The 20072-nt window shown below is 68.2% G+C and carries 18 protein-coding genes; 9 read left to right on the forward strand and 9 right to left on the reverse strand.

Translation table 11 applies throughout. The features are described 5' to 3' along the window. Nucleotides 1-4: 4 nt before the first annotated feature. Nucleotides 5-1327 (reverse strand): AAA family ATPase, encoded by a 1323-nt coding sequence (locus tag ABZW14_RS15775; RefSeq protein WP_355346055.1) that lies wholly within the window; start codon nucleotides 1325-1327, stop codon nucleotides 5-7. 90 nt (nucleotides 1328-1417) lie between these two features. Beyond that, a complete protein-coding gene (locus ABZW14_RS15780; RefSeq protein ID WP_355346058.1) occupies nucleotides 1418-2047 on the reverse strand; it encodes a hypothetical protein in 630 nt (209 codons plus the stop codon). A 242-nt stretch (nucleotides 2048-2289) separates the two neighbouring features. Here ABZW14_RS15780 and ABZW14_RS15785 point away from each other — a divergent pair, with 242 nt between their 5' ends. Then, complete coding sequence (locus ABZW14_RS15785; RefSeq protein ID WP_355346061.1) at nucleotides 2290-2655, forward strand: VOC family protein; 366 nt, start codon at nucleotides 2290-2292, stop codon at nucleotides 2653-2655. A 364-nt stretch (nucleotides 2656-3019) separates the two neighbouring features. Further along, on the forward strand, nucleotides 3020-3946 hold the full coding sequence (locus ABZW14_RS15790) for an NAD(P)-dependent oxidoreductase (protein WP_355346064.1): 927 nt from the start codon (nucleotides 3020-3022) through the stop codon (nucleotides 3944-3946). Between the two features lie 55 nt (nucleotides 3947-4001). On the opposite strand, the gene ABZW14_RS15795 is transcribed toward ABZW14_RS15790, so the two are convergent. Further along, nucleotides 4002-4865 carry an aldo/keto reductase family oxidoreductase gene (locus ABZW14_RS15795; protein ID WP_355346067.1) on the reverse strand — a complete coding sequence of 288 codons (864 nt, stop codon included), beginning with the start codon at nucleotides 4863-4865 and terminating at the stop codon, nucleotides 4002-4004. 172 nt (nucleotides 4866-5037) lie between these two features. On the opposite strand from ABZW14_RS15795, the gene ABZW14_RS15800 reads away from it, so the two are divergent. Next, nucleotides 5038-5370, forward strand: a complete 333-nt coding sequence (locus ABZW14_RS15800) for a YciI family protein (RefSeq protein ID WP_355346070.1) — start codon at nucleotides 5038-5040, stop codon at nucleotides 5368-5370. A gap of 199 nt (nucleotides 5371-5569) precedes the next feature. On the opposite strand, the gene ABZW14_RS15805 is transcribed toward ABZW14_RS15800, so the two are convergent. Continuing rightward, nucleotides 5570-6127, reverse strand: a complete 558-nt coding sequence (locus ABZW14_RS15805; RefSeq protein WP_355346073.1) for a hypothetical protein — start codon at nucleotides 6125-6127, stop codon at nucleotides 5570-5572. Nucleotides 6128-7108: 981 nt separating this feature from the next. On the opposite strand from ABZW14_RS15805, the gene ABZW14_RS15810 reads away from it, so the two are divergent. Together ABZW14_RS15810 and ABZW14_RS15815 are read left to right on the forward strand one after the other, a co-directional pair. After that, nucleotides 7109-7882: a DUF2637 domain-containing protein gene (locus tag ABZW14_RS15810; RefSeq protein WP_355346283.1), complete on the forward strand. Its 774-nt coding sequence runs from the start codon at nucleotides 7109-7111 to the stop codon at nucleotides 7880-7882. Nucleotides 7883-8245: 363 nt separating this feature from the next. Further along, nucleotides 8246-9184, forward strand: a complete 939-nt coding sequence (locus ABZW14_RS15815) for a replication-relaxation family protein (RefSeq protein ID WP_355346076.1) — start codon at nucleotides 8246-8248, stop codon at nucleotides 9182-9184. Between the two features lie 124 nt (nucleotides 9185-9308). Here ABZW14_RS15815 and ABZW14_RS15820 read toward each other — a convergent pair whose 3' ends face one another. The 3 genes from ABZW14_RS15820 to ABZW14_RS15830 are packed head-to-tail and all read right to left on the reverse strand — an operon-like array spanning nucleotide 9309 to nucleotide 10935. After that, a complete protein-coding gene (locus ABZW14_RS15820) occupies nucleotides 9309-9563 on the reverse strand; it encodes a hypothetical protein (protein ID WP_355346079.1) in 255 nt (84 codons plus the stop codon). Further along, complete coding sequence (locus ABZW14_RS15825; protein WP_355346082.1) at nucleotides 9560-10672, reverse strand: FAD-binding oxidoreductase; 1113 nt, start codon at nucleotides 10670-10672, stop codon at nucleotides 9560-9562. The genes ABZW14_RS15820 and ABZW14_RS15825 overlap by 4 nt, the downstream gene beginning before the upstream one ends. Nucleotides 10673-10713: 41 nt before the next feature. After that, nucleotides 10714-10935, reverse strand: coding sequence for a hypothetical protein (locus ABZW14_RS15830; RefSeq protein ID WP_355346085.1), 222 nt, complete (start codon nucleotides 10933-10935; stop codon nucleotides 10714-10716). 249 nt (nucleotides 10936-11184) lie between these two features. On the opposite strand from ABZW14_RS15830, the gene ABZW14_RS15835 reads away from it, so the two are divergent. Both ABZW14_RS15835 and ABZW14_RS15840 read left to right on the forward strand, forming a co-directional pair. Then, nucleotides 11185-12423 (forward strand): helix-turn-helix transcriptional regulator, encoded by a 1239-nt coding sequence (locus tag ABZW14_RS15835; RefSeq protein WP_355346087.1) that lies wholly within the window; start codon nucleotides 11185-11187, stop codon nucleotides 12421-12423. After that, nucleotides 12420-12914, forward strand: coding sequence for a flavoprotein (locus tag ABZW14_RS15840; RefSeq protein ID WP_355346090.1), 495 nt, complete (start codon nucleotides 12420-12422; stop codon nucleotides 12912-12914). The genes ABZW14_RS15835 and ABZW14_RS15840 overlap by 4 nt, the downstream gene beginning before the upstream one ends. A 91-nt stretch (nucleotides 12915-13005) precedes the next feature. Here ABZW14_RS15840 and ABZW14_RS15845 read toward each other — a convergent pair whose 3' ends face one another. Then, nucleotides 13006-15264 carry a hypothetical protein gene (locus ABZW14_RS15845; RefSeq protein WP_355346093.1) on the reverse strand — a complete coding sequence of 753 codons (2259 nt, stop codon included), beginning with the start codon at nucleotides 15262-15264 and terminating at the stop codon, nucleotides 13006-13008. A 915-nt stretch (nucleotides 15265-16179) separates the two neighbouring features. Here ABZW14_RS15845 and ABZW14_RS15850 point away from each other — a divergent pair. Further along, entirely contained in the window at nucleotides 16180-16584 is a 405-nt protein-coding gene (locus tag ABZW14_RS15850; protein WP_355346096.1) for a very short patch repair endonuclease, read from the forward strand. After that, nucleotides 16559-17929 (forward strand): ATP-binding protein, encoded by a 1371-nt coding sequence (locus ABZW14_RS15855; RefSeq protein WP_355346099.1) that lies wholly within the window; start codon nucleotides 16559-16561, stop codon nucleotides 17927-17929. Before ABZW14_RS15850 ends, ABZW14_RS15855 begins: the two co-directional genes overlap by 26 nt. Nucleotides 17930-17946: 17 nt before the next feature. On the opposite strand, the gene dcm is transcribed toward ABZW14_RS15855, so the two are convergent. Next, entirely contained in the window at nucleotides 17947-19896 is a 1950-nt protein-coding gene (dcm, locus tag ABZW14_RS15860) for a DNA (cytosine-5-)-methyltransferase (protein WP_355346102.1), read from the reverse strand. Between the last annotated feature and the right edge of the window lie 176 nt (nucleotides 19897-20072).

Below are 20072 nucleotides of genomic sequence, written 5' to 3' on the forward strand. Positions count from 1 at the left end.
GCGGTCAGGTTGCCCGGTGAGTGCCGAGGTAGGCGAGCATGGTGTGGTTGGCCTCCCAGCCGTCCGGGAACTTCACCGGGACGTCCAGGTGCACCCGCTCGGTCGACGGGTGGGCGTCCAGCAGCTCGGCGATCCCGGCCCGGGCCACCACCACGCAGGCGTGCCGGTGCCGGGACGCCAGCACGCAGAGCCGCCCGGACTCCAGGTGGAACGCGGTCGCGTCCCGCCGGCCGGAGAGCGGGTGCAGGACGATCGTGACGTCGTACTCCCGGCCCTGGAGCCGGTTGGCAGTGTCGACGGTGATGCCCGCGCCGGCCGCGCCCAGGTGTGACCGGATGGCCGCCACCTGATCGCGGTGCGCGGCCCCGACGGCGATCCGGTCCGCGGTCACCGGCGCGCCGCCGGGCGCATGCTCGTCGAACCCGACCGGTTTGCGGTCAAGGAAGCGCAGGGCGAGGGCGGCGCAGGCCGCCGCGGCCTCGGAATCGGTACGCAGCGTGTGCCGGGCGGGCAGCTCGTGCAGCGCCCAGCCGGTCGCGGCCGCCACCTCGACCGTCGCGTCGAAGCGGTCGCCCGACCCCGGCTCGGTGAGGGTCAGCGCCCGGTCGGCCGGCCCGGTGCCGGCGCGGAACCCGGTGAACGGGTAGAACGCGGCGGCCACCACCGGCGCGGCCGTGGCCGGCAGCCGCCACGACACCGGCAGCCGGTGCACCGGCAGCTCCGGGTTGTGCCGCAGCAGCGTGGCCACCGCCGACTGCATCGGATCCCAGGTCAACCCGGTCCACCGCGCGGTCTCGACGGTGGAGAACGGGTCGAGCTGGCCAGGGTCGCCCACGAACAGCGCCCGCTCGAACCGCCCGGCCACGCGCAGCAGGGCGTCCGACCGCATCTGGTACGCCTCGTCCACGATCGCCCACGGCCAGCCGCCCTCGGCGACGGTGGCCCACTTGGCGGCCGTACCGATGATGACGGCCGCGCCGCCGAGGTCGGCGACCTTGGCGGCGACCCGGACCGTCTCGTGGCCCTTCACCCGGTCGGTGGGCTGGTAGTCGGTGGCGGAGAGCCGGCCGATGGGCAGCTCGGGGGCCTTGCGGGCGAGCCGGTCGATGAGGTCGTCGACCTGCTCGTTGGTCTGCGCCACGATGATCAGCGGCTCGCCGGCGGCGGCCAGCTCGACGGCGGCCCGGACGACGAGGGTGGACTTGCCGGCGCCTGGTGGGGAGTCGACCACCACGCCGCGGTGGTCGCCGGAGCGCAGGTCGGCCAGGACGGCGGTGATGACCCGCTCGGCCGCGACGGCCGGCGGCGCTGCCAGTTCCGCGAGCATGTGCCACCCTCCCCCAGCCGACTGCCGCGCCCCGCAACCTTACGAGCCAGGTCCGTCAACGGCGGCGCTCCCCCACCCGGCGGCCGGGCGTCAAGCCCACCGGTCGTGGAACAGTGCCATCTCCACCTCGTCCGGCTCGATGCCCCGGCGGTGCGCCTGATCCGCTGCCCAGGCCAGGTAGGCCAGCCACTCCTCCGACACCCAGCCGGACTCGCGTCGTACACCGGCCTCGGCGGGCAACCGGCTCCGAACGATCCTGTCGAGGATGAGCGGTTGCCGGCCGCCCGCCCCACGGCGGTAGCCGGCGAAGTACAGCAGCTTGGTGAAGAACGCGGGGCCGAGCCGGGGCAGCCGTGACTCCTTCGGGTTCCGCAGGCGCTGGTAGGCGGTTCGCAGCGCGTCCTCGTCCGGTGCGGGCACGCGCAGGCCGTCGAGCGCGTGCGCCAGCCGCTTGCCGTGCGAATCGCCTTCCAGGGACCGCAGCGTGCGCCAGGGGCCGTAGCCGATCGGGCCGTAGCCCCACATCAGCACCGCGCTGAGCAGTTGTCGCGGACTCGCCTCGCCGGCGTGCCAGGCTTCGGCGACGGTGAAGACGTCGCGCCGCCACACCTCCCCCGTCTCCGGAAACCCATCCGGCCACGCGTCAGGTGGTAGAGCCGCCCGCCAGAGTGCGGTCCGGACGGTGATCGGCGTGACTTCTCCGGGCAGCGACTGGGTCACGGCGTCCTCCTTGCTCCCTGGCGGCCACGTACCCTCTGCGGGGGCTGCGGACCGATGCTCAGGAGCTTTCCGCGGGAATGGGCGGCCCGCTGCGCCGGAACCGGCAGATGGCGGTATCCACTCGAGCGAGCCCCGGGCCGCCGACCCCGGCTTTCTGCCGCCGAAACGCCGACCGGGCCGCCGGACTCCTCGCGGCGGACCGGGCGAGTTGCGCCGGCGCCCGCAGGACTAGGGTCGGGTGCGTGAGTGTGCACGCCCGTGTCGTCGCCGACGACTTTCCGGCCACCCTGCGCTTCTACACCGGCCTGCTCGGTGAGCCGGAGACGGTTGTCCGGGACTTCGAGTACGCCAGCTTCGACCAGGACGGCGAAACCGTCCTCGCGATCCTCGGTCGCCGCGCGGCGGAGGCTGTTATGCCGGTGGGCCGGGGCGACGGCGGGGTGCTCGTGGTGGTTCCCGTGCCCGATGTGGACGCCACCGTCGCCGCTCTTGAGGCCGAGCTGGTGGTGGCCGAGGCCGCCGACCGCCCCGGGTGGGGCGTGCGCTCGGCCTACCTGCGCGATCCGGAGGGCAACCTGGTCGAGGTGCAGACCTGGACGGCCCGCTGAGGCTGCGACCGACTGCGCCCGCAGCCGCCATCGATCCGGCCGGGCACTGGTCTCGGTCTTCGGCGCGAAGGGTCGGTCGACGGTTGGGCCGTCAGCCGGGAGCCCACATCGTCCGGCAGCTCAGGGGCGCGCGGTCGTAGTGATCTCTTGGGGTGGGCGGACTGCGAGTCGAGGGTCTGCCCGCCGGTGGAGCCATCCGAGCTGGGCTCGACGGCTGTCAGCAACGGATGCCGTGGCGTACCCAGCGGTAGCCGACACCGGCCGGGGCGGGCGCCGGCTGTGTCGGACGACTCACCGACGGGTCATCACATTCCCGGCCGGTCGCTCGTCTACGGGGTGACACCTACAGATGGGAACCCCAGCCATGAGAGTTCTGCTCGCGGGCGCCTCGGGCGCTGTCGGTCGGCCGCTGACCCGCCAGCTCGTCGCCGCCGGTCACGAGGTGGTGGGGATCAGCCGTAGCCAGAGCAACGCCGAGCGGCTGCGCGACGCCGGCGCCGAGGCCGTGGTGGCCGACGTGATGAATCGAGAGAACCTGCTCACCGCCGTACGGGACGTGCGGGCCGACGCGGTCGTCCACGAGTTGACGGCGCTCGGCACCACGAAGATGAGCGAGGCGCTTCAGGGTACGAACGCCCTGCGTACCACCGGAACGGCCAACCTGCTCGCGGCGGCCCGGGCGGTCGGCGCGCACCGCTTCGTCACCCAGTCGATCGTGCTGGGCTACGGCTACCGCGATCACGGCCCGCGCGTGATCACCGAGGACGATCCGTTCGCCGAGCCGGTGGGCGGCAAGCTCGGCGAGGCGGTGGCGGCGATCGGCTCCACGGAGGAGCAGGTGTTCGCGGCCGATGAGATGGAGGGTGTCGCGCTGCGCTACGGGTTCTTCTACGGGCAGGACAGCATGACCAGCATGATGGTGAACCTGGTGCGCAAGCGCCGGCTGCCGGCGCCCTCCGGGGGTGGCTTCGCCAACTTCATCTACCTGGAGGACGCCGCCGCGGCGACCGTGGCCGCGTTGGAGAAGGGGCGGGCCGGGCAGGCGTACAACATCGTCGACGACGAGCCGGTGCGCTGGGGCGACTACCTGGACACCCTCGCTGCCGCGTTCGGGGCGCGCCGGCCGTGGCGGGTCCCGACCTGGATGCTGCGGCCCATCCCGTACGCGCACGCCATGATGACGACCTCGATGCGCGTGTCCAACGCCAAGGCCAAGCGTGAGCTGGGCTGGGCTCCTGCGGTCCCGACCTACCGCGAGGGCATCCCCGTGATCGCCAGGGCGGCCCGTTGAGCATCTGACGCCAGGGTTGGCGTCGCCGAGGCGGCGGCGCACCTGGCGTGGCCCGTCAGTCGATGACGTTCAGCTCGGTCAGGACATCGTCGGGGAGGGCCAGCGCGGCGGCGGCGACGTTCTCGCGCAGGTGCGCGACGGAGGACGTGCCGGGAATGAGCAGGATGTTCGGGGACCGGTGCAGCAGCCACGCCAGCGCGACCGCCAGCGGGGTGGCCTCCAGGCGCGCGGCGACGGCGTTGAGCTCCTCGGACTGCAGCGGGGTGAAGCCGCCGAGCGGGAAGTAGGGCACGAAGGCGATGCCCTGCGCCGCGAGGGAGTCGACGAGCGGGTCGTCGTCGCGGTTGGCGATGTTGTAGAAGTTCTGCACGCACACCACCGGCGCGATGGTCTGCGCCTCGGCGACCTGCTCGGCGTTGACGGTGCTGAGCCCGAGGTGCTTGATCAGCCCCTGCTGTTGCAGCTCGGCGAGGACCGTGAACGGCTCTTCGATCGAGCCGGGGGTGGGCCGGTCGAACCCGCCGACGCGCAGGTTGACCACATCGATCACGTCGAGGCCGAGGCGGCGCAGGTTGTCGTGTACGGCCTGGCGGAGCTGCTCCGGGGCCAGCGCCTGCGGCCAGTTGCCCTCGGCGTCGCGCAGCGCCCCGACCTTGGTGACGATGTGCAGGTCGTCGGGGTACGGGTGCAGGGCCTCTCGGATGATCTCGTTGGTGACGTACGGGCCGTAGTAGTCGGACGTGTCGACGTGGTTGATCCCGAGGTCGACGACCTCGCGCAGCACGGCGATGGCAGCGTCGCGGTCGGCCGGTGGCCCGAAGACGTGCGGGCCGGCCAACTGCATCGCGCCGTACCCCATCCGGGTGACGGTCAGATCTCCCATGCGGAACGTGCCGCCGGGCAGGCTGGTCGACGTCATACGGCTTCCTCTCCCTGTGGTGACAAACCCGCGGGTTTCCCGCCGGCCCGGCCGCCAAACCCCGGCGGCGCGGACGGCGAGGCGGGTGCCGACCACGTTGTCCTGGTTGGCCGTGGCCATGATGGGCACTGAAGGTGTGACGATGTCCGTGGCAACCCGAAGGGAGCCTGTGGTGGCGAGATTCGTGACGATCGGATACGGAGATCAGAAAGGCTACGACAGTACCGACGCTGCGGTACTCGACGAGGCGCACGCCCATGACGCGCGCCTGCGCGAGGCGGGGGCCGTGATGGGTATCGCCGACTCCCCCGTACAGGTGCGAAACCTCAACGGGGCCGGCATGACCGTGCAGAGCGGCTCGTTCCTGTCCTCCGCCCTGCCGGTGGCGGGATTCGCGATCATCGAAGCGGACACGCTGGAGGAAGCCACCCAGATCGCGTCGAGGACGCCATGCGCGGTCGCGCAGGGAGTCGTCGAGGTCTGGCCGTTGCGGGAGGCTTCGTAAGGCCGAGGTGGTGGCCGCGGCCGACGGGCCTGGGGGGTGTGCGTTCGGCCTACCTGCGCGACCCCGAGCGCAGCCTGCTCGAGGTGCAGACCTGACGGCCCGCTGAGGGCGCGGCCGGCACTGCCGCAGCGGTCCTGGCTCACCCCCGGGTCTGCGCCCGTCCGGGGCGGCACCAACGCCTGCCTGCCGGAAGTGACGATCAGCCGGCTCGGTCGTCAGCGCGCACGCTCGGCAGCTGGGCCGTGAGCCGAGGCTCCACATCCTCCGGCAGCTCAGCACCACACAGCGCGCAGATGTAGTCGTCGTCGCGGACGAGGTTACGCTCGCCGCAGTCAAGGCAGCGCCGGAAGACGACGGCCTCGGTAAAGCCTTCCGGGCGGCCGATACCCGCCCGGTCGAGGGCGCCCGCCACCGCCGCCCATGTCGCCGGATCGGGGCAGTAGCCGGTGGACAGGTTGCTCACCTCGGTCACGACCCAGCCGTCCCGCTCGCCGCCGAAGGCGATCTCCCCCGCGCCGAGGACCTCTCCACCGCCGGCGCAGGCGACATGCTCGCTGCGTCTGGGCGCGAGCCGCAACGTGCCGGAAGTGTCGATGACGTACGTGAACGGCTCGTCACGGTCGCGCGGATCCGCGGCCGCCAGGCAGGTGTCGAGATCGTGCGGTGACCGGACGGGCCAGCCCTCGGGAGCGTCGGCGACCGACGCCCGCACGTCAGCCGGGCCGACGTACCGGTATCGACGCCCCGCGCCTTCCACGGCACCGACCCTACGCCCGTGCGGTCGTCACCGGAGCACCTTGTGGTGCGGCGAGCCCGCTCGCAGGTCGCGATGGTCCACCGGGTTCGAATGGCTCGTCGTCTCGCCAACCTGCGAGGTGGCGGTCAGGGGCGTCGGGACCGTCGGCGGTCAGGCCGGCTTCGGGTTCCTCTTCTACGGCGACGGCGGATTGCACTGCACTGGACTGGCGTCATGGTCCGGTGATTGAGCCGCACGGAAATCGGGGTTGACTCGGCGGGCGTTCCCGGGGCGTACTCGATACACGTTCCCGCACCACCGGCTGGCGCGTGCGGCCAGGAAGACGAGCGCGGGCGCTCTCAGGACGGGGTGCCTGCTGTTGTTCGCGCTGGCGTTGCGGAGGACATGGAGAGATGGGAGGTCCCGCATGAAGGATCACTCGTCGGCGAGTTGAGCCGCACCACTGTTGGCGCTTGTTGAGCGCTGCCGGTGGCGAGAGTCCCGGCCCCTTGTGGCTCGGCTTGGCCGTCTGCCCCCGCGTCCGTCCGTTGACCTCAGCCTGCAGTACGGGTTGCGGCGACGTCTGCTGCCCGGCTGCCTGCCCTGCCTCCAAGGGGTCTGGTTCGTGCGTCGACTCGACCGCAGTGACGTATCGCCGACCAGGGGTCGGTCCGTCCTAGCCGGGCGTCCCCAGGCATGGTCACACCTGCCCCAGGACTGGCTCTGGGTGGGCAGGCGCGACCTCGACGACACCGTCCATCGCCCGAACCTCTACAAGACGAAGCTGGAGCACGAACATGACCTCAACCATCATCAATGCAATTAGGTCGGCGGTTGCCTTGTCGGTCCGCCTGCCCGGGGCGGTGCCATCCGAGGCTCTAACCGGGCGACGCGTCGACAGGTGGTGGGCCGTTGCCATCACGTGAGCAGCGGACGCCTGACCTGCCCAACGAGGTGCGGTCCGGGCGGGAGCGGCTGGAGAACCGGATCCAGGTGCTGATCATGCTGTTGATCGGCGGCGCGGCCGGCGCTGCCTCGTTCCGTCACGTCCACGACGTCGCGGCGGCGCACGGCCAGCCGGGCTGGCTCGCCTGGGCCGACGCTGTCGTCCTGGAACTGGCCTCCATTGCCGCCGGCCTGGAACTGCGCCGCAACCGGCGCTGGGGCAAGAGCGTCGCCTTCCCGGCGACCGTGCTGACCGTGGCGGTGTTCCTGTCTCTCGCGGCCCAGGTCGTGGAGGCCGAAGCGTCGGTGATCGGCTGGGTCGCCGCCGCGCTCCCGGCGCTCGGCTTCCTGACCATGGTGAAGATCGCCCTCGGCCGCGCCGACCCCGCCCCACCCGGCCACACCGCCCGGCCCACACCGGGCGAGCCTGGACCACGGCGGATCGTGGACGTCGCGGTCCCGGACACCGGAGAACCGGTCCCCGGACCGCCGCCGCGGCGGTCCGCCGGTCCGGGACCTGGGCCCGGAGATCACTGCGCTGGTCCCGGCCGCCCGGACCGCCGCCCACACGCTCGCCACCCACGGGACACCGCTGTCCCGCAAGGAACTCGCCCGGCAACTACGCGCGGACGGGCACCACCTTTCCAACGCCACCGCGTCAGCACTCGTGCGTGTCCTCCGCGCCGAGGCCACCCCACCGGCCCCGGCCCCGCCGAACCTGTCACAGCCGGAGGCCGCCTGACAGACCGACAACCGGTGGCTCCTGTCAGACCGCGCCGCCCCGGTCAGATCGACGCCCTGTCAGGAAGCCGCCCGCCTGACCGGACCTGACCCGATCTGTCAGAGCGAACACCGGTCCGGCCGCCGCAGCGCAGCAGCCGGTGCACCTGCTGCCCCTTCAGCCGGATCCCGATCCTCAAAGGAGCAACGAGCATGCTGATTCAGGTCAACGACCCTCGCCCGCGCTACCAGCGCTGCCCCCGATCCGCATCACCCGCCCTCGCACACCTGCGGTCTAACGTTGTGACCGGCGTGCCGGTGTCGGTGTCGATCTCCGTCTCACCGTCCGCCTTGATACTGACCCCCAAGCCGACCCCCCGTTCTCGCTGACAGCCCAGGTCAGGCCCGCTGTCCACGGCGCCGACCGGTTCCATACACACCCTCATGTGTGGGGTGTCCCCCCAGGGGCCGCCCATGCGTAAGCCGCTACCGGCACCGGATCCGCTGCTGCGCCTGCAGGCCAGCATCACCGCCCGCGACGACCGCCTCCTCGGCTGGCTCTACGACCACGGACTGCTGACCACCGACCAGATCGCCGCCGCCCTGTTCCCGTCCCTGGATTCCGCTCAACGCCGGCTGCGCCGCCTCACCATGCTTCGCGCGGTGGACCGGTTCCGACCCAACAAACCCGACGGTGGCTCCTACCCGTACCACTACGTCCTGGACCAGCTCGGCTACAGCCACGTCCGCGCCCAACGCGGCCTCGGGCCGCCACGCCGGGACCAGGCCCGCCGCCGCAAGCAATCCCTCACCTCGCGCCCGGACCTGCCCCATCTACTCGGCGGCAACCAGGTCTTCATCGACCTCGCCTGCCGTGCCCGCACCCACCCCAACAGCCGTCTGGACCGCTGGCAGCCAGCGTCCGCCTTCCACGACCCGGGCGTGCTCTACCGCAGGGGTGGGGACCCGCAGATCATGGTCCACGGTCCGAGCGGCTTTCCCCGCCCGGACGGCGCCGGGGTGTGGACCGAGCAGGACCGTTCGGTGCCGTTCTTCCTCGAATACGACACCGGCCGGGAACGCCTCGACATCCTCACCGAGAAGATCGCCAAGTACGAACGCTTGTACGCGATGAGCACCTGGGCATGGCCGGTCCTGTTTCACCTACCGTCGGCGCGACGTGAGGCGCACCTGCACCAGCGCCTCACCGGCACCACGCCACGAGCGGTCATCGCCACCACCACCGCCGACCTACGCGCCGCCACCGGGGCGAGCCCCGCCGAAGAGGTGTGGCAGCTCGTCGGTGCCGGCGTCGGCCGTCGCCGCCTCATCGACCTGCCCTACATCGACAACCGCCACGACCAAGAGTTCCCCACCGGCACCGCGCCCGGCCTGCACGGGCGAGCATCCTGATGGCGCGGACGGTGTGAGCAGCCCGGTGCCCGGGCTGCTCACACCGTCTGTTCCGCGCCGCCGGGTGCGGTGAGACGGGAAGCCGGGCTGGCACCTGCGACCGAGCGGCGAGCCGGCCGTGAGGTCACGAAGGTTGGCACCTCCGCTGCTCCGACTGCCACGCCCGTAGGGCACCCTTGATCCGCTGGTTCTCCGCCCGCATCTCGTCCCGCTCGCGAGTACGCCGCTGCAACTCGAAGGCAAGGCGGTGCAGCAGGGCGTCGACTTCGTCGACCTGGTAGCCGCGCCACCATCGCCGGGTCAACGGCAACGCCAACGCGGCGATCCGGTCCTGGGTGAGCGGGCCGCGCAGCGCGTGCCGGCTGCGGTAGACGCTCATCGCCACGGGATCCGATCCGGCAGGTGAATCCGTTCGCCGGGTATCCCGGCGGCGAGCAGCCGCAACCGCGACCCGGCCAGCATCTCCGGCGGACCACACACGTACACCTGCTGGTCGGGGCGATGGTGGTCGAGGGCGACGGTCAGTGCGTCGCCCCGCTCCCCTGGCTCGGCGAGCGGGTCGTGGGAGAACGCCGGCACGACGGTCAGCCAGTCGTGCGCCTGCTGGAGCTTGTCGAGGGTGATCGCGTCGTACAGACCCGCCACGTCACGGCTTCCCGCGATCAGAATCACCTGCCGGCCGTCCGGGGCGGCGGCGACCTGCTCGACGATCGCGCGCAGCGGCGCCAACCCGGTACCGCCGGCGATCAGCAGCAGATTCCCGTCGTGCAGGCTCAGCCCGGTGTCCGTCGGCGGACCGAGGTGAAGCAGCTCGCCGGGGCGTACCTGATGGACCAGGCTGGTGGAGACGGCGCCGCCGCGGACCGCGCGGACGTGCAACTCGACAGTGCCGTCCGGGCGCGGCGCGTTCGCCGGGCACAGCCAACACCACCGACCGGGCCGGCGCGACGTGCAGACCGGCACCGCCTGGCCCGGCCGGTAGGGCAGCCGCCGCCACGGCCGGGCCGTGATGACGGCGACTCCGTCACAGGCCAGGTCGTGGTCGAGCACCTCCACCGGCCACCAAGCCGGGCCGTCCCCCGCTTTTGCGGCAGCCGACTCGACTTCCTGCCAGGGCACGATGGCCCGTAGCGCGTCGTCGATGACCGTCTGATGCTCTGGTCGCAGGCCGAAGCGGCGATACGCGCGGCCCAGGACGCTCAGCAGCGCCAGGTTCTCGGGGCGATCCGGCCGGTCGATGAGCCGGCGCAGGGCGGCCTCGATCAGCGGCGCGTCCCGCTCGGGCAGCAGGCCCGGGCAGCGGTCCTCGGCCTCCTCCCAGAACGAGCGCCGCCGCAGATAGCTCTCCGCGCGGCGCTGCTCGGTCTCCGACCAGCCGAGGTACGGCAGATCGGTGCCGGAGGCCAACGCTCTTGCCACCTGCTCCGTCAGCCGGTCCCGGTCCGCCCCGATCAGGTACGGGGACAGCTCCGCGTCCGCCGCGACCAAGCTGAGCCAGCGGGCGACCGCCTCGCGTGTCTTCTCTTCCGTTACGCCGACTCCCCGAGCTGCTCCTCCGTCAGGCCGGCGGCGTGGATCGTGGCGTGGGCCCAGCAGGCCAGGCGGCACGGGTACGGGACCCGTTCCCTGCGGCACAGCAGGCCCTGCGGCCACGGCTCGGGGGCGTGGACGCGGACCGCGTGGGCGGCGAGGGCCAGGGCCTCGTCGGTGACCGGGGCGAGCACGGGAAAGTCGGCGAGTACGACGGACATCGGTGGGCGCCTCCGGCGGTGGGCTGCGTGGAGTGGCGCCGGGGCGGGCGGAGACGGCCGCCGCCGCACGGGGGAACGACGCGGCCGGAGCCCAGCACCCGCCCCGGGCCATGCGATCAGCCTCGTGTTCGTGCCGATCCGGAACTACAGCGCCGGAGGAGCTTCAATGACGCAGAAGTGACGCGTCTGCGCGCCCGCCGGATCGACGGGGGTTTACTACAGTGGCGACAGAACGGAGGGAGATCGGGCGTGGCCCTCAAACGGCACCGGCTCTGCCAGCGACGCAAGGCCCTCGGGTTCAGCCAGGAGCGCCTAGCCGAACTTCTCGGCGTGGAACGGTCGACCGTGGTCCGCTGGGAGAACGTCGAAACAGACCCCCAGCCGTGGCACCGAACCCGGATCGCCACCGCGCTGGGAGTTACGCTCGAACAGCTCGACGACATGCTTGTTGACGTGTCGGTGGCAGCACATCGAGGGCAGGCCATGGGAGATGACGCTCGTAGTGCCGCCTCCGGCGCCGCACGGCCGGAACTGCTAAGCGGCCTACGCACCTTCCTCACCAGCTACCTGACGGCGTCTGACGGGCCGATGCCATCGCTCGCCGACGTGCGGCGGGGCGTTGGCCGGGTACACAACCTCTACCAGCGGACGAGCTACACGTCGGCCGCTCGCCTGCTGCCGGACGTGCTCAGCCAGGCGACAGCCCTGACTGGCAACGCCAGCGGACTGCATCGCAGCAGCGCCTTACGGCTGCTCGCTGCCGCCTACATCGCGGCATCGAAGCTGGCAGCCAAGGTCGGTGACGGTGACACCGCCCTGCTAACCGCCGATCGGGCTTCCACTGCCGCCCGGTTGGCGGACGACCAGGCCATGGCAGCCGTGGCCGCCTATCAGGCGGCATGCGGGCTCATGCGGCTGCCCGGGAGAGCGGGCGATGCCGAACAGATCGTGCTCACCAGCGTTAACCGCCTCGGTGCCGTTGATGACCCGGACCTGCTGTCTGCGCAGGGAGCGTTGGTACTGCTGGCTGCCGTGATGGCCGCTGGACAGGGCCGCAATAAGCAAGCGGGCCAGTTCCTTGCGCAGGCCGGAGACCTAGCGGCGGCACTCGGCTCAGATCGCAACTGGCTGTGGACTGGGTTTGGTCCGACGAATGTCGTCATCCACGCGGTCTCCGCTGCGGTTCGAGCCGGCAATGCAGATCAGGCGCTGGAGATCGGGTTGCGGCTCGACCCGTCGCGGATGCCGGCGGTGCTGGTCGGTCGGCGGGCCCAGGTACACGTCGACTTGGCGGCAGCGGCGTTCATGTCCTCCGGCGATCGATCAGTCTCCGTGCTGCACCTTCTTGAGGCCGAGCGGGTGGGCGCCGAGGCCGTTTACGCCAACGTGCAGGCGCGAGCGCTGCTGCTGGACCTGCTGGCCAAGGAACGGCGGGCGCCTCCGCCAGGGCTGCGGCCGCTGGCGGAGCGGGCTGGGCTGCTGGCATGACTCAACGGGGTGTGCTGGCTCTGGTGGTCTGTGCCGCTCCTCCGGTGCTGCGGATCGGTGAGCTGATTGAACTGCTGCTCGCAGACGGGTGGACCGTCTGCGTCACCGCTACGCCGACTGCGGCAACCTGGATCGATCGGGAGGCATTGGCTAGGCAAACGGGGTATCCGGTGCGGGTGGAGTGGCGGATGCCCGGCGAGCCGGAGCCGCATCCGCCGGCGGATGTCGTTGCCGTGGTGCCGGCGACCTTCAACGTGATCAACAAATGGGCTCTAGGGATCAACGACACCATGGCGCTCGGCGTCTTGCACGAGGCGCTCGGCGCTGGGGTTCCCGTGTACGCGTTTCCGAACGTCAAGGCGCAGCTTGCCGCCCATCCGGGCTATGAAAGCCATCTCCGGTCACTTCGGGGCGCCGGCGTCATTGCGGTTCCACTCAGCGCGAAGCTGGACTGGCGGACTACCACGGACCGGCTCCGAATTTCGGAATAAGGGCCCGAAGCCGCCAGCACAATCTCACCCCGCCACCGTCTGAGGCTAGCGCCACCGCGCCAACTACCAGTCAAGTAACCGAACGTGCCGCCTAACTTGCGCTTACAGGATGGTGTCGTGTGGTAAGCAGGCTCGCTGACTTTGCCATGCGGACAGGGAAATCACGCCACATCTCCGAGTAAGGAGAGTCCACCTCAGAGACAAACCGCAGTGTTTCAGTGGGATCGGCGAATCGCGCCGAAAGCATCACATGTTGAGGTACCTCGAGAGCTGGCAAACTCATCCACGTGAAACGTGACGGCCGAAAGAACACAACCTCCTGACCTCGCGAGTCAGCAAGAACGAAAGTCCGACGGTTAGCCTCATCGGTTTCGATTCTGACACGCCGGTAGGTGTGCCGCGAGTAGCCGCCATCCTCAATCCATGAGACCGCGTCGCGGACAGCCTCCAAGCTCAAACGCAGCCTGTTGATATCCAGTGGACTGCGTCTGGCATGAAACCACTCATTGCGCGCCTCGTTGACTTCAGCGCCCACCAAGCGTCGGCTAATTTCGCGAAGCTGCTGAATGATTGATGCTCGACTCTCATCCAGCAAATCCAAGAAGGGAACGGTGTGGAGGAACACAAAATCTTGCAGTGACTGACGGCTGCGCCAAGATGGCAGGTCCATTGGAGGCCGCAAATACTTGTCCGACTCCCCACAAAACGAAGATAGGAGGTCTGCGAGAATCTGAAAGCCGCGGGAAAGCTGATAGATTGTAAGCTTTTCATCGAGAACCAGCTGATGCTCGGCACCCGCCTCCTCGGCACTAGAGAAGCTGCGCAAGGTGCCCAAGGCCTTAGTTTCGTCAACAGTAGGACGATACAGGAACGGACGAGTGCTGGCGATATGGTCGTTCGTGAGGGCCCAAGTCGTATAAAGCAGCGAATCCCTGAGCAAGTCCTCCAGCTTTACAAAGTAGCTGTTAGCGTGGCGGCGAACTTGCTCTGCATCAACCGCACCCGGATTTATTGGGCTCTGCCGCGTAACTTGGGTCATCCTGTCATGGATGGACCAGAAACCAGCGTGCGGGTCAAGGATATCCTCGACCGAAAAGCCAAGCTTCCACATAACAGCATTTACCCTGTCGCTGTCGTTCTTAAAGATGTCCACCCCCAAACTCAAGTTACGAGCCGCGACATCGAAGTTTCTCCTCCTAGCAAGGAGGAGGCTGGTTACAGACTCCCGTGCAGTACGCATCTGCAGGTATTGCTCAACTTGGCCCTCAAGGGATGGAGCCTCTTCGTCCCGAAGCTGCCAGCGCAGTTCCTCACGATCATCCGGATCAGTAAGTTCGTACATCTGAGTAACTAGTCGCCGAAGCCGGAGGGGACCCAGAGCTTGTTCAGAGGACCGGAGACGTATTCCGAACCTTCCCAACTCGGGTTGCAGTCTGAAGGGGCCCCACCCCCTCCCCCTGTTAGTCATCGGCCGACGGATCTCTCCCAGCGGCACCCTGATGTCCTGCTCCGCCACCAGAGTGTCGAGTGCAGCGAAGATATGCTCGTTGGAGGTCATTAGGGCAAGCTGCAGTAGCTCAGCCTCGTTAAGCGGTCCCACCATCCGCGCCGCCTGGCCACCCGTGATACCTAGCTGGCTTGCAATCTGCCGCAGCTGCCCTTGGGTGTTATCGAGCAAGAATGCGAGCACCGCCTGCAGCTCCTGCAAAGTCAGCGCGTCGCCCAACAAATAGACGACCGGATCACCGGAGAGGTCATCGTAGGGCCGCCCTACGGTGACGTCGAACCTTTCAAAATAACCTGTCCAGTCGCTAATTTCCTTGCTGTCCTTCTCAAGTACTTTACGGGCGGCCTCGCGATTCTTATTGATCTGCGCGTCTCGATCGGTTACAAGCTTCCTTGTGTGCATAATATCGCATGTCATGTCGGAGCAGTGAAAGCGGACATCAGAAGAGGGCAGAATGGACCGCCTAGAGCCACTCTTCAGAAGGCCGAACGGCCCCGTCACGAAATTCCCGACCTGAAAGACCCCCTGCGGAGTGCCAGCAAGGAATTCCCTTGTCTCGGCAGCGGTGAAGCCCTCCCTGTTTTCGCTTACCGAAGTCGAAAGATTCTTGTCATAAAGGAGGCGCCCATAGGTGTACGGAAAAAGGATTTCGCGATCTCTAACCTGCTGGTTGACTATCTCAGCAAGGCCACCGACGTCGCTGTCGTAAACGTTGACGAGCAAATCCACGTGCAGCATTCTCAGGAAGCACAGAAACCGAGCCTCGGGATAAGGCATACCCACTTTCATGAAGGCTTTCGCAATTCGTTCGCCATGCTCGGTCAAGCAGATCGTTTCGTACATCTCCTTTGAGATTCGATAGTCCGTACCAATGTAACACTCCGTGAGAAGAATGCGCAGATTTAGCATTTGCATCAGTCGCTGACGGAACTCATCGTCAGGGTAGCGGTTAGCAAGATCATCTACATTCATTGCAATGTGTACCATGGCTCCCTTTCGCCGTTGAAGATTCACGATAGGCTGGGCCTGTTTCGCTTCTGGTCAAGCGCCTGCCCCGTAACGGCTTGACGCCGCCAGCTCATCGCTGGAATCGGTCGCGGATAGCGCCCGCCACGGCCACCGCCGGCGACTTGCGCCAAGCGGTCGATGACCTCGGCGACCGCGCGGTTGGTCTGCGAGAGGGAGGATCAACGGCTCGACGGCGACGAGCAGCTCGACGGCGACCAAGCTGCCAGCACTGAATGTCGACCATCTGTTCGCAGATGGCCAGCTCCGCCAGCCCGGAGCCCCCGCTTCGACTGCGGGCGATACTCGCAGCTCAGCAGCTATCGGCACCACCTCCCCACAAGGTGTCCTCGGACCCTACGACAAGAGTCCTGCCGACGGGATCCCCGACGGCATCTGTCCGGGCGGGAGCGGCGTCAGGAGCCGCGATCGCCGATTGAGGAGATTCCTAGCAAGAAGCAGCAAGGGAGCTGACGGCTGGTCCCGGACGACACCTATGACCTGCGGAACCAGTAGCCTTCAACGGCTGGCGGCGTCCAAGCCCTTGCCTTCGCAAGCCGAAAGATCGTTCGCCGACCGAAGCGGCAAGTGTCCGGCATCTGACAGAGTGCGGTTGCCTGACTGAAGCCGGGGGATGGCAGAGGGAAGGCCAATAGGGAAGGAGGCGGTGATTTGATGGCGATGAGCGGAGGCGCCAGAGGCAACTCCTCGGTTCGTCGACCTGTCCCGCTAAGCGAAGCCGTCTCGTCCCAGATGAAGCGCGTGCGCCGAGCCTCCACCAAGCCGGAGCTGCTCATCCGCAAGGAGCTTCATCGTCGCGGTCTCCGGTTCCGCGTGAATCACCCCAGTTTGCCCGGGCGACCTGACATCGCGTTGACCAGAGCCCGTCTTGCCATTTTCGTCGATGGTTGCTTCTGGCACCGGTGCCCTAACCACGGCGTCATGCCGAAGAACAACCGCGAGTGGTGGGAGGCAAAGCTGCGCCGCAACGTGGAGCGAGACCGCGAGAAGGACGCGGCACTGTCGGCGTTGGGCTGGCACGTTCGGCACTTCTGGGAGCACGAAGATCCAGGAAAGGTCGCGGAAGAGATCGTGCAGCTGTGGCGACGCCTGCTGTCCGAAGGCGCGCCTGATGCAAGATCACGAAGTGGTGTGTGACATCCTGGTGGTCGTCTCACGAGTTGATGGAGGTGGCCGGATGCCCGGTAAGGCCTGGTTCGATGTCGCACCGTCGGCTGCACGCCTGACCAGCTCGCTTCGCGACATCGGTTATGACTTCCCGACCGCTGTGGCGGACATCGTCGACAACAGCGTGGCTGCCGGAGCTACGCGGGTGGAGGTGATGATCGAGTTTGCGGGATCCAAGTCCCGGGTCTATATCGCTGACGACGGCCACGGCATGTCGCCCGGCGCATTGCTTGAGGGCCTCCGACTCGGCACGCGTCGCCCCTACATGAGGGGCGATCTCGGTAGGTACGGGCTCGGTCTCAAGACCGCCTCTCTGTCCCAGTGCCGCTCAGTCGCGGTGGTCTCCCGAAGCAATCCGGACGTGGTGAGGACATCAGCCCGGGTCCTCGACCTCGACGTGGTGGAGGAATGGGACCAGTGGGTCGTGGTGGATCCGGGTGCTGATCCGGACGTCGCCCGAGCCAAGCAGTGGCTGGCCGAAGGAACCGGGACGGTCGTTCTCTGGCGCCAGCTCGACCGGGTGCTGCCAGAAAAGCAACCCGAGGGAGGTTGGGCTCGTCGCCGGTTCGAAAACCTTGTCACAAAGACCGCGGAGCACCTGGGAATTGTGTTCCACCGTTTTCTCGAGGGTGTTGACGGCAAAGGGCCGCTGGTTATCACGGTCAATGGCCAGAAGGTGAGGCCCTGGAACCCCTTTGCACCCGAGGAGCCTGGGCTGTCCGAGCTGCCGGCGCAGCGCTTCGAGGTCACAGTCGGTGACGTGACGGGTCACGTGAACCTCCAACGCTTCATACTCCCCTCACGCGACAAGTTCTCAAGCTCGGGCGAGTTCGAGCGGCTCTCCGGTCCGCTCAACTGGAACCGGCAGCAGGGCCTGTACGTCTACCGGGCGAACCGACTGGTGCAGTGGGGCGGATGGAACGGCATCCGGGGCATCGATGAGCACACGAAGATGGCGCGGGCCTCTCTCGACTTCAGCACCGACCTCGACTCCGCATTCAACATCAATGTGGCGAAGATGAGAGTCTCGCTACCTGCTCAGCTACGTCAGATGCTCGAAGCGCCGGTGAACGAACTGTGCATCTACGCCAACGACGCCTACCGCCGGAGCTCACGGCCCAAGCCCAAGCCGGTCCCCGCTGACCTCAACGCCGCCGCCGATGTCCGTGCGGCGACGCAGGCGGCGGCCACCGCCGGGCTCGCGCTGCGAGCGGCGGCCATGCAGTCCGGCGAGTGGGACGCATGGCAGCGGATCGTCGCCTCGTTGTGTCGGGAGGCGCCCGAGATCTCTGCGTTGCTGGGCCTCGACGGCTGAACCGTCAGGAGCACTGCTCAAAAGAGCCGCTGCGGGTCGGCGCGGGACTCGGCGCAGAGCTTCTGCAGCGGGCAGGCGTTGCACTCGGGCTCCACCGGACGGCAGAGCGTGTTTGCCAGTTCCACCAAGCCGAGGTGTGCCCGCCGGGCGTCGCTGTCTGCGCCAATCATCCGAGCGATCTCGAGCCGCCCGTCGGTGAGCCGGTTCCGGCGATTCACGGGATCACCGCTGAAGCGGGCCGCTACTCGAAGCACGCCCTTGGTCACGAGGACGGGCTCCTCGGAATCCTCATCGCCGTGGGCCGGCACAACCAGGACTGCAAGATCGGCCACCGCCTCGGTCAGCCCGGGCACCTGGCGCAGCTCGTCATCGTCGTTCAGAAGCTCGGGATTCTCCGCAAGCCGGCCCGCCAGCTCCAGAATCGTCCCAGCGCGCTGCGGTCGCGACGCCCACTTGCTGATCTCGACGAGCTCACTCTCCGCCAGGACCGTGTCCTGAGGCTCCCGCCACCGAGCGAGTAGCGGCCAGATGAAGCGCACGACCTCAGCCGGAGCCCGGTCCAGCAACATCTCGGCCTGGATCACCTGCCAGCGCGACTCGGCCCGCAACCAGGGAAGACCCCGTACGACGGCGGTGTTGAACCACCCGGCGAGCATCGCCGCGATGTCCTGCGTCGTTGCCGCCACCGGATGCGGGTCGCCGAGCGATGCCCGCACGGCACCGGCGAGGTGCTCGCCGAGCAGCGGCGGCACGGCGTTGCCGATCTGGCGGAACGCCGCCGACGGCGGCCCGGCGAAGCGGAACCAGTCCGGGAAGGTCTGCAGGCGGGCCGCCTCGCGAACAGTGATTGTGCGATTTTGCCGAGGATGGATGTACCAGTAACCATCCTTGGCGATGTGCGCGGTGATCGTCCGGGACAGGTTGTTCTCGTCGAGCCGCTTGTACTTGTCGTCGAAGATGTCGTCCCGGTACCGCTTCACCTCGTCCGGCAGGTCGCTGTAGCGCGTGGTGTGATCCATGGCCTCGAAGGCACGCACGTCGTCCTCGCGGACTGGCCTGGTGATGTGGTCGAAGACCTTGTGCTTGTCGCTGACCGACACCGCCTCGCGCATCCGGCGCTGAAACTCGCTCACAGGGCAGTCGTAATCACTCCAGCCCTCGGCGCCGCCCTCCGGCCGCCATCCCCCTTCCACAGGGGGAAGATCACCGATGGCGTTCCAGACCGTGACCCGCTCAGGCTGTTCCTGCGGCCAGGCGAACTGGACGCCGTCTCGTAGCGCCACCAGGATGAGGCGCTGACGGAACTGCGGAACTCCGTAACGGAAGGTCTCCACCGACCGCTCCTCGACCGAGTACCCGATCGATTCGAGCTCGTGGACCATCGTCCGGAGGATAAACATCTCCTTGTCAAGCGCCATGTCTGGCACGTTTTCCATGAGCACGGCCTGCGGACGGGCGGTTCGAGCGATCTCCAGGAATGATCTCCACAGGTCGCGGCGCTCGTCGTACGGGTCGCGGAGGCCATGCCGGACCCGGTGTCGGATCTTCGACCGCCCCGCCTTTGAGAAGGGTTGACATGGTGGGCCACCCGCCAGCAGCTCGATTTCGGCAGCCCTCATGAGCTCGCCGACCCGCCGAACCCGGTCCGGGTCGCCGAGGTCCCAATTCACGCTCAGCCCCGGGTGGTGGTGGCGATGAGTCTCGACCGCCTCCTCGTCGTGATCAACCGCGAGCACGACCTTGTAGCCAGCAGCGTCGAGGCCGAGGCTCAGCCCTCCGGCACCACTGAACAGATCGGCGGCCAGACGACCTCCCTCACCGCGGATCTTCGCCGCGAGGGGGATGAGCTCATCTGGTTCTGAACACGCCTCGGGATGTGGTGCCAGCCGGAGGAAAGGACCGCGAACCAGCTTGACCCCGTACCCACGGCGACGGACACGGGCGGTGGGCTGGCCTTCACTGGTCACGGTCAGGGAGGTTACCGTCCCGCCGCCCAAGTCAGCGACCACCGGTGCCGACACACCGCCACAGTTGCTCCTACCGACGCCGCACCACCGTTTGACCGGAGGCAACTATTGCCCATACGGCCGAAAATTGGAGAAGGAATCTGGGCAAACTCGGCAAAGCCGACCGCACGCGATCC

This window comes from Micromonospora sp. NPDC004551, from assembly GCF_040609975.1.
Lineage (GTDB): Bacteria > Actinomycetota > Actinomycetes > Mycobacteriales > Micromonosporaceae > Micromonospora.

Coding starts and splice junctions, on each gene's coding strand:
- ABZW14_RS15775 (WP_355346055.1), bottom strand. CDS start 1,327: ATGCTCGCGGAACTGGCAGCGCCGCCGGCCGTCGCGGCCGAGCGGGTC.
- ABZW14_RS15790 (WP_355346064.1), top strand. CDS start 3,020: ATGAGAGTTCTGCTCGCGGGCGCCTCGGGCGCTGTCGGTCGGCCGCTG.
- ABZW14_RS15795 (WP_355346067.1), bottom strand. CDS start 4,865: ATGACGTCGACCAGCCTGCCCGGCGGCACGTTCCGCATGGGAGATCTG.
- ABZW14_RS15810 (WP_355346283.1), top strand. CDS start 7,109: ATGCTGTTGATCGGCGGCGCGGCCGGCGCTGCCTCGTTCCGTCACGTC.
- ABZW14_RS15815 (WP_355346076.1), top strand. CDS start 8,246: ATGCGTAAGCCGCTACCGGCACCGGATCCGCTGCTGCGCCTGCAGGCC.
- ABZW14_RS15820 (WP_355346079.1), bottom strand. CDS start 9,563: ATGAGCGTCTACCGCAGCCGGCACGCGCTGCGCGGCCCGCTCACCCAG.
- ABZW14_RS15830 (WP_355346085.1), bottom strand. CDS start 10,935: ATGTCCGTCGTACTCGCCGACTTTCCCGTGCTCGCCCCGGTCACCGAC.
- ABZW14_RS15840 (WP_355346090.1), top strand. CDS start 12,420: ATGACTCAACGGGGTGTGCTGGCTCTGGTGGTCTGTGCCGCTCCTCCG.
- ABZW14_RS15845 (WP_355346093.1), bottom strand. CDS start 15,264: ATGTACGAAACGATCTGCTTGACCGAGCATGGCGAACGAATTGCGAAA.
- ABZW14_RS15850 (WP_355346096.1), top strand. CDS start 16,180: ATGAAGCGCGTGCGCCGAGCCTCCACCAAGCCGGAGCTGCTCATCCGC.
- ABZW14_RS15855 (WP_355346099.1), top strand. CDS start 16,559: ATGCAAGATCACGAAGTGGTGTGTGACATCCTGGTGGTCGTCTCACGA.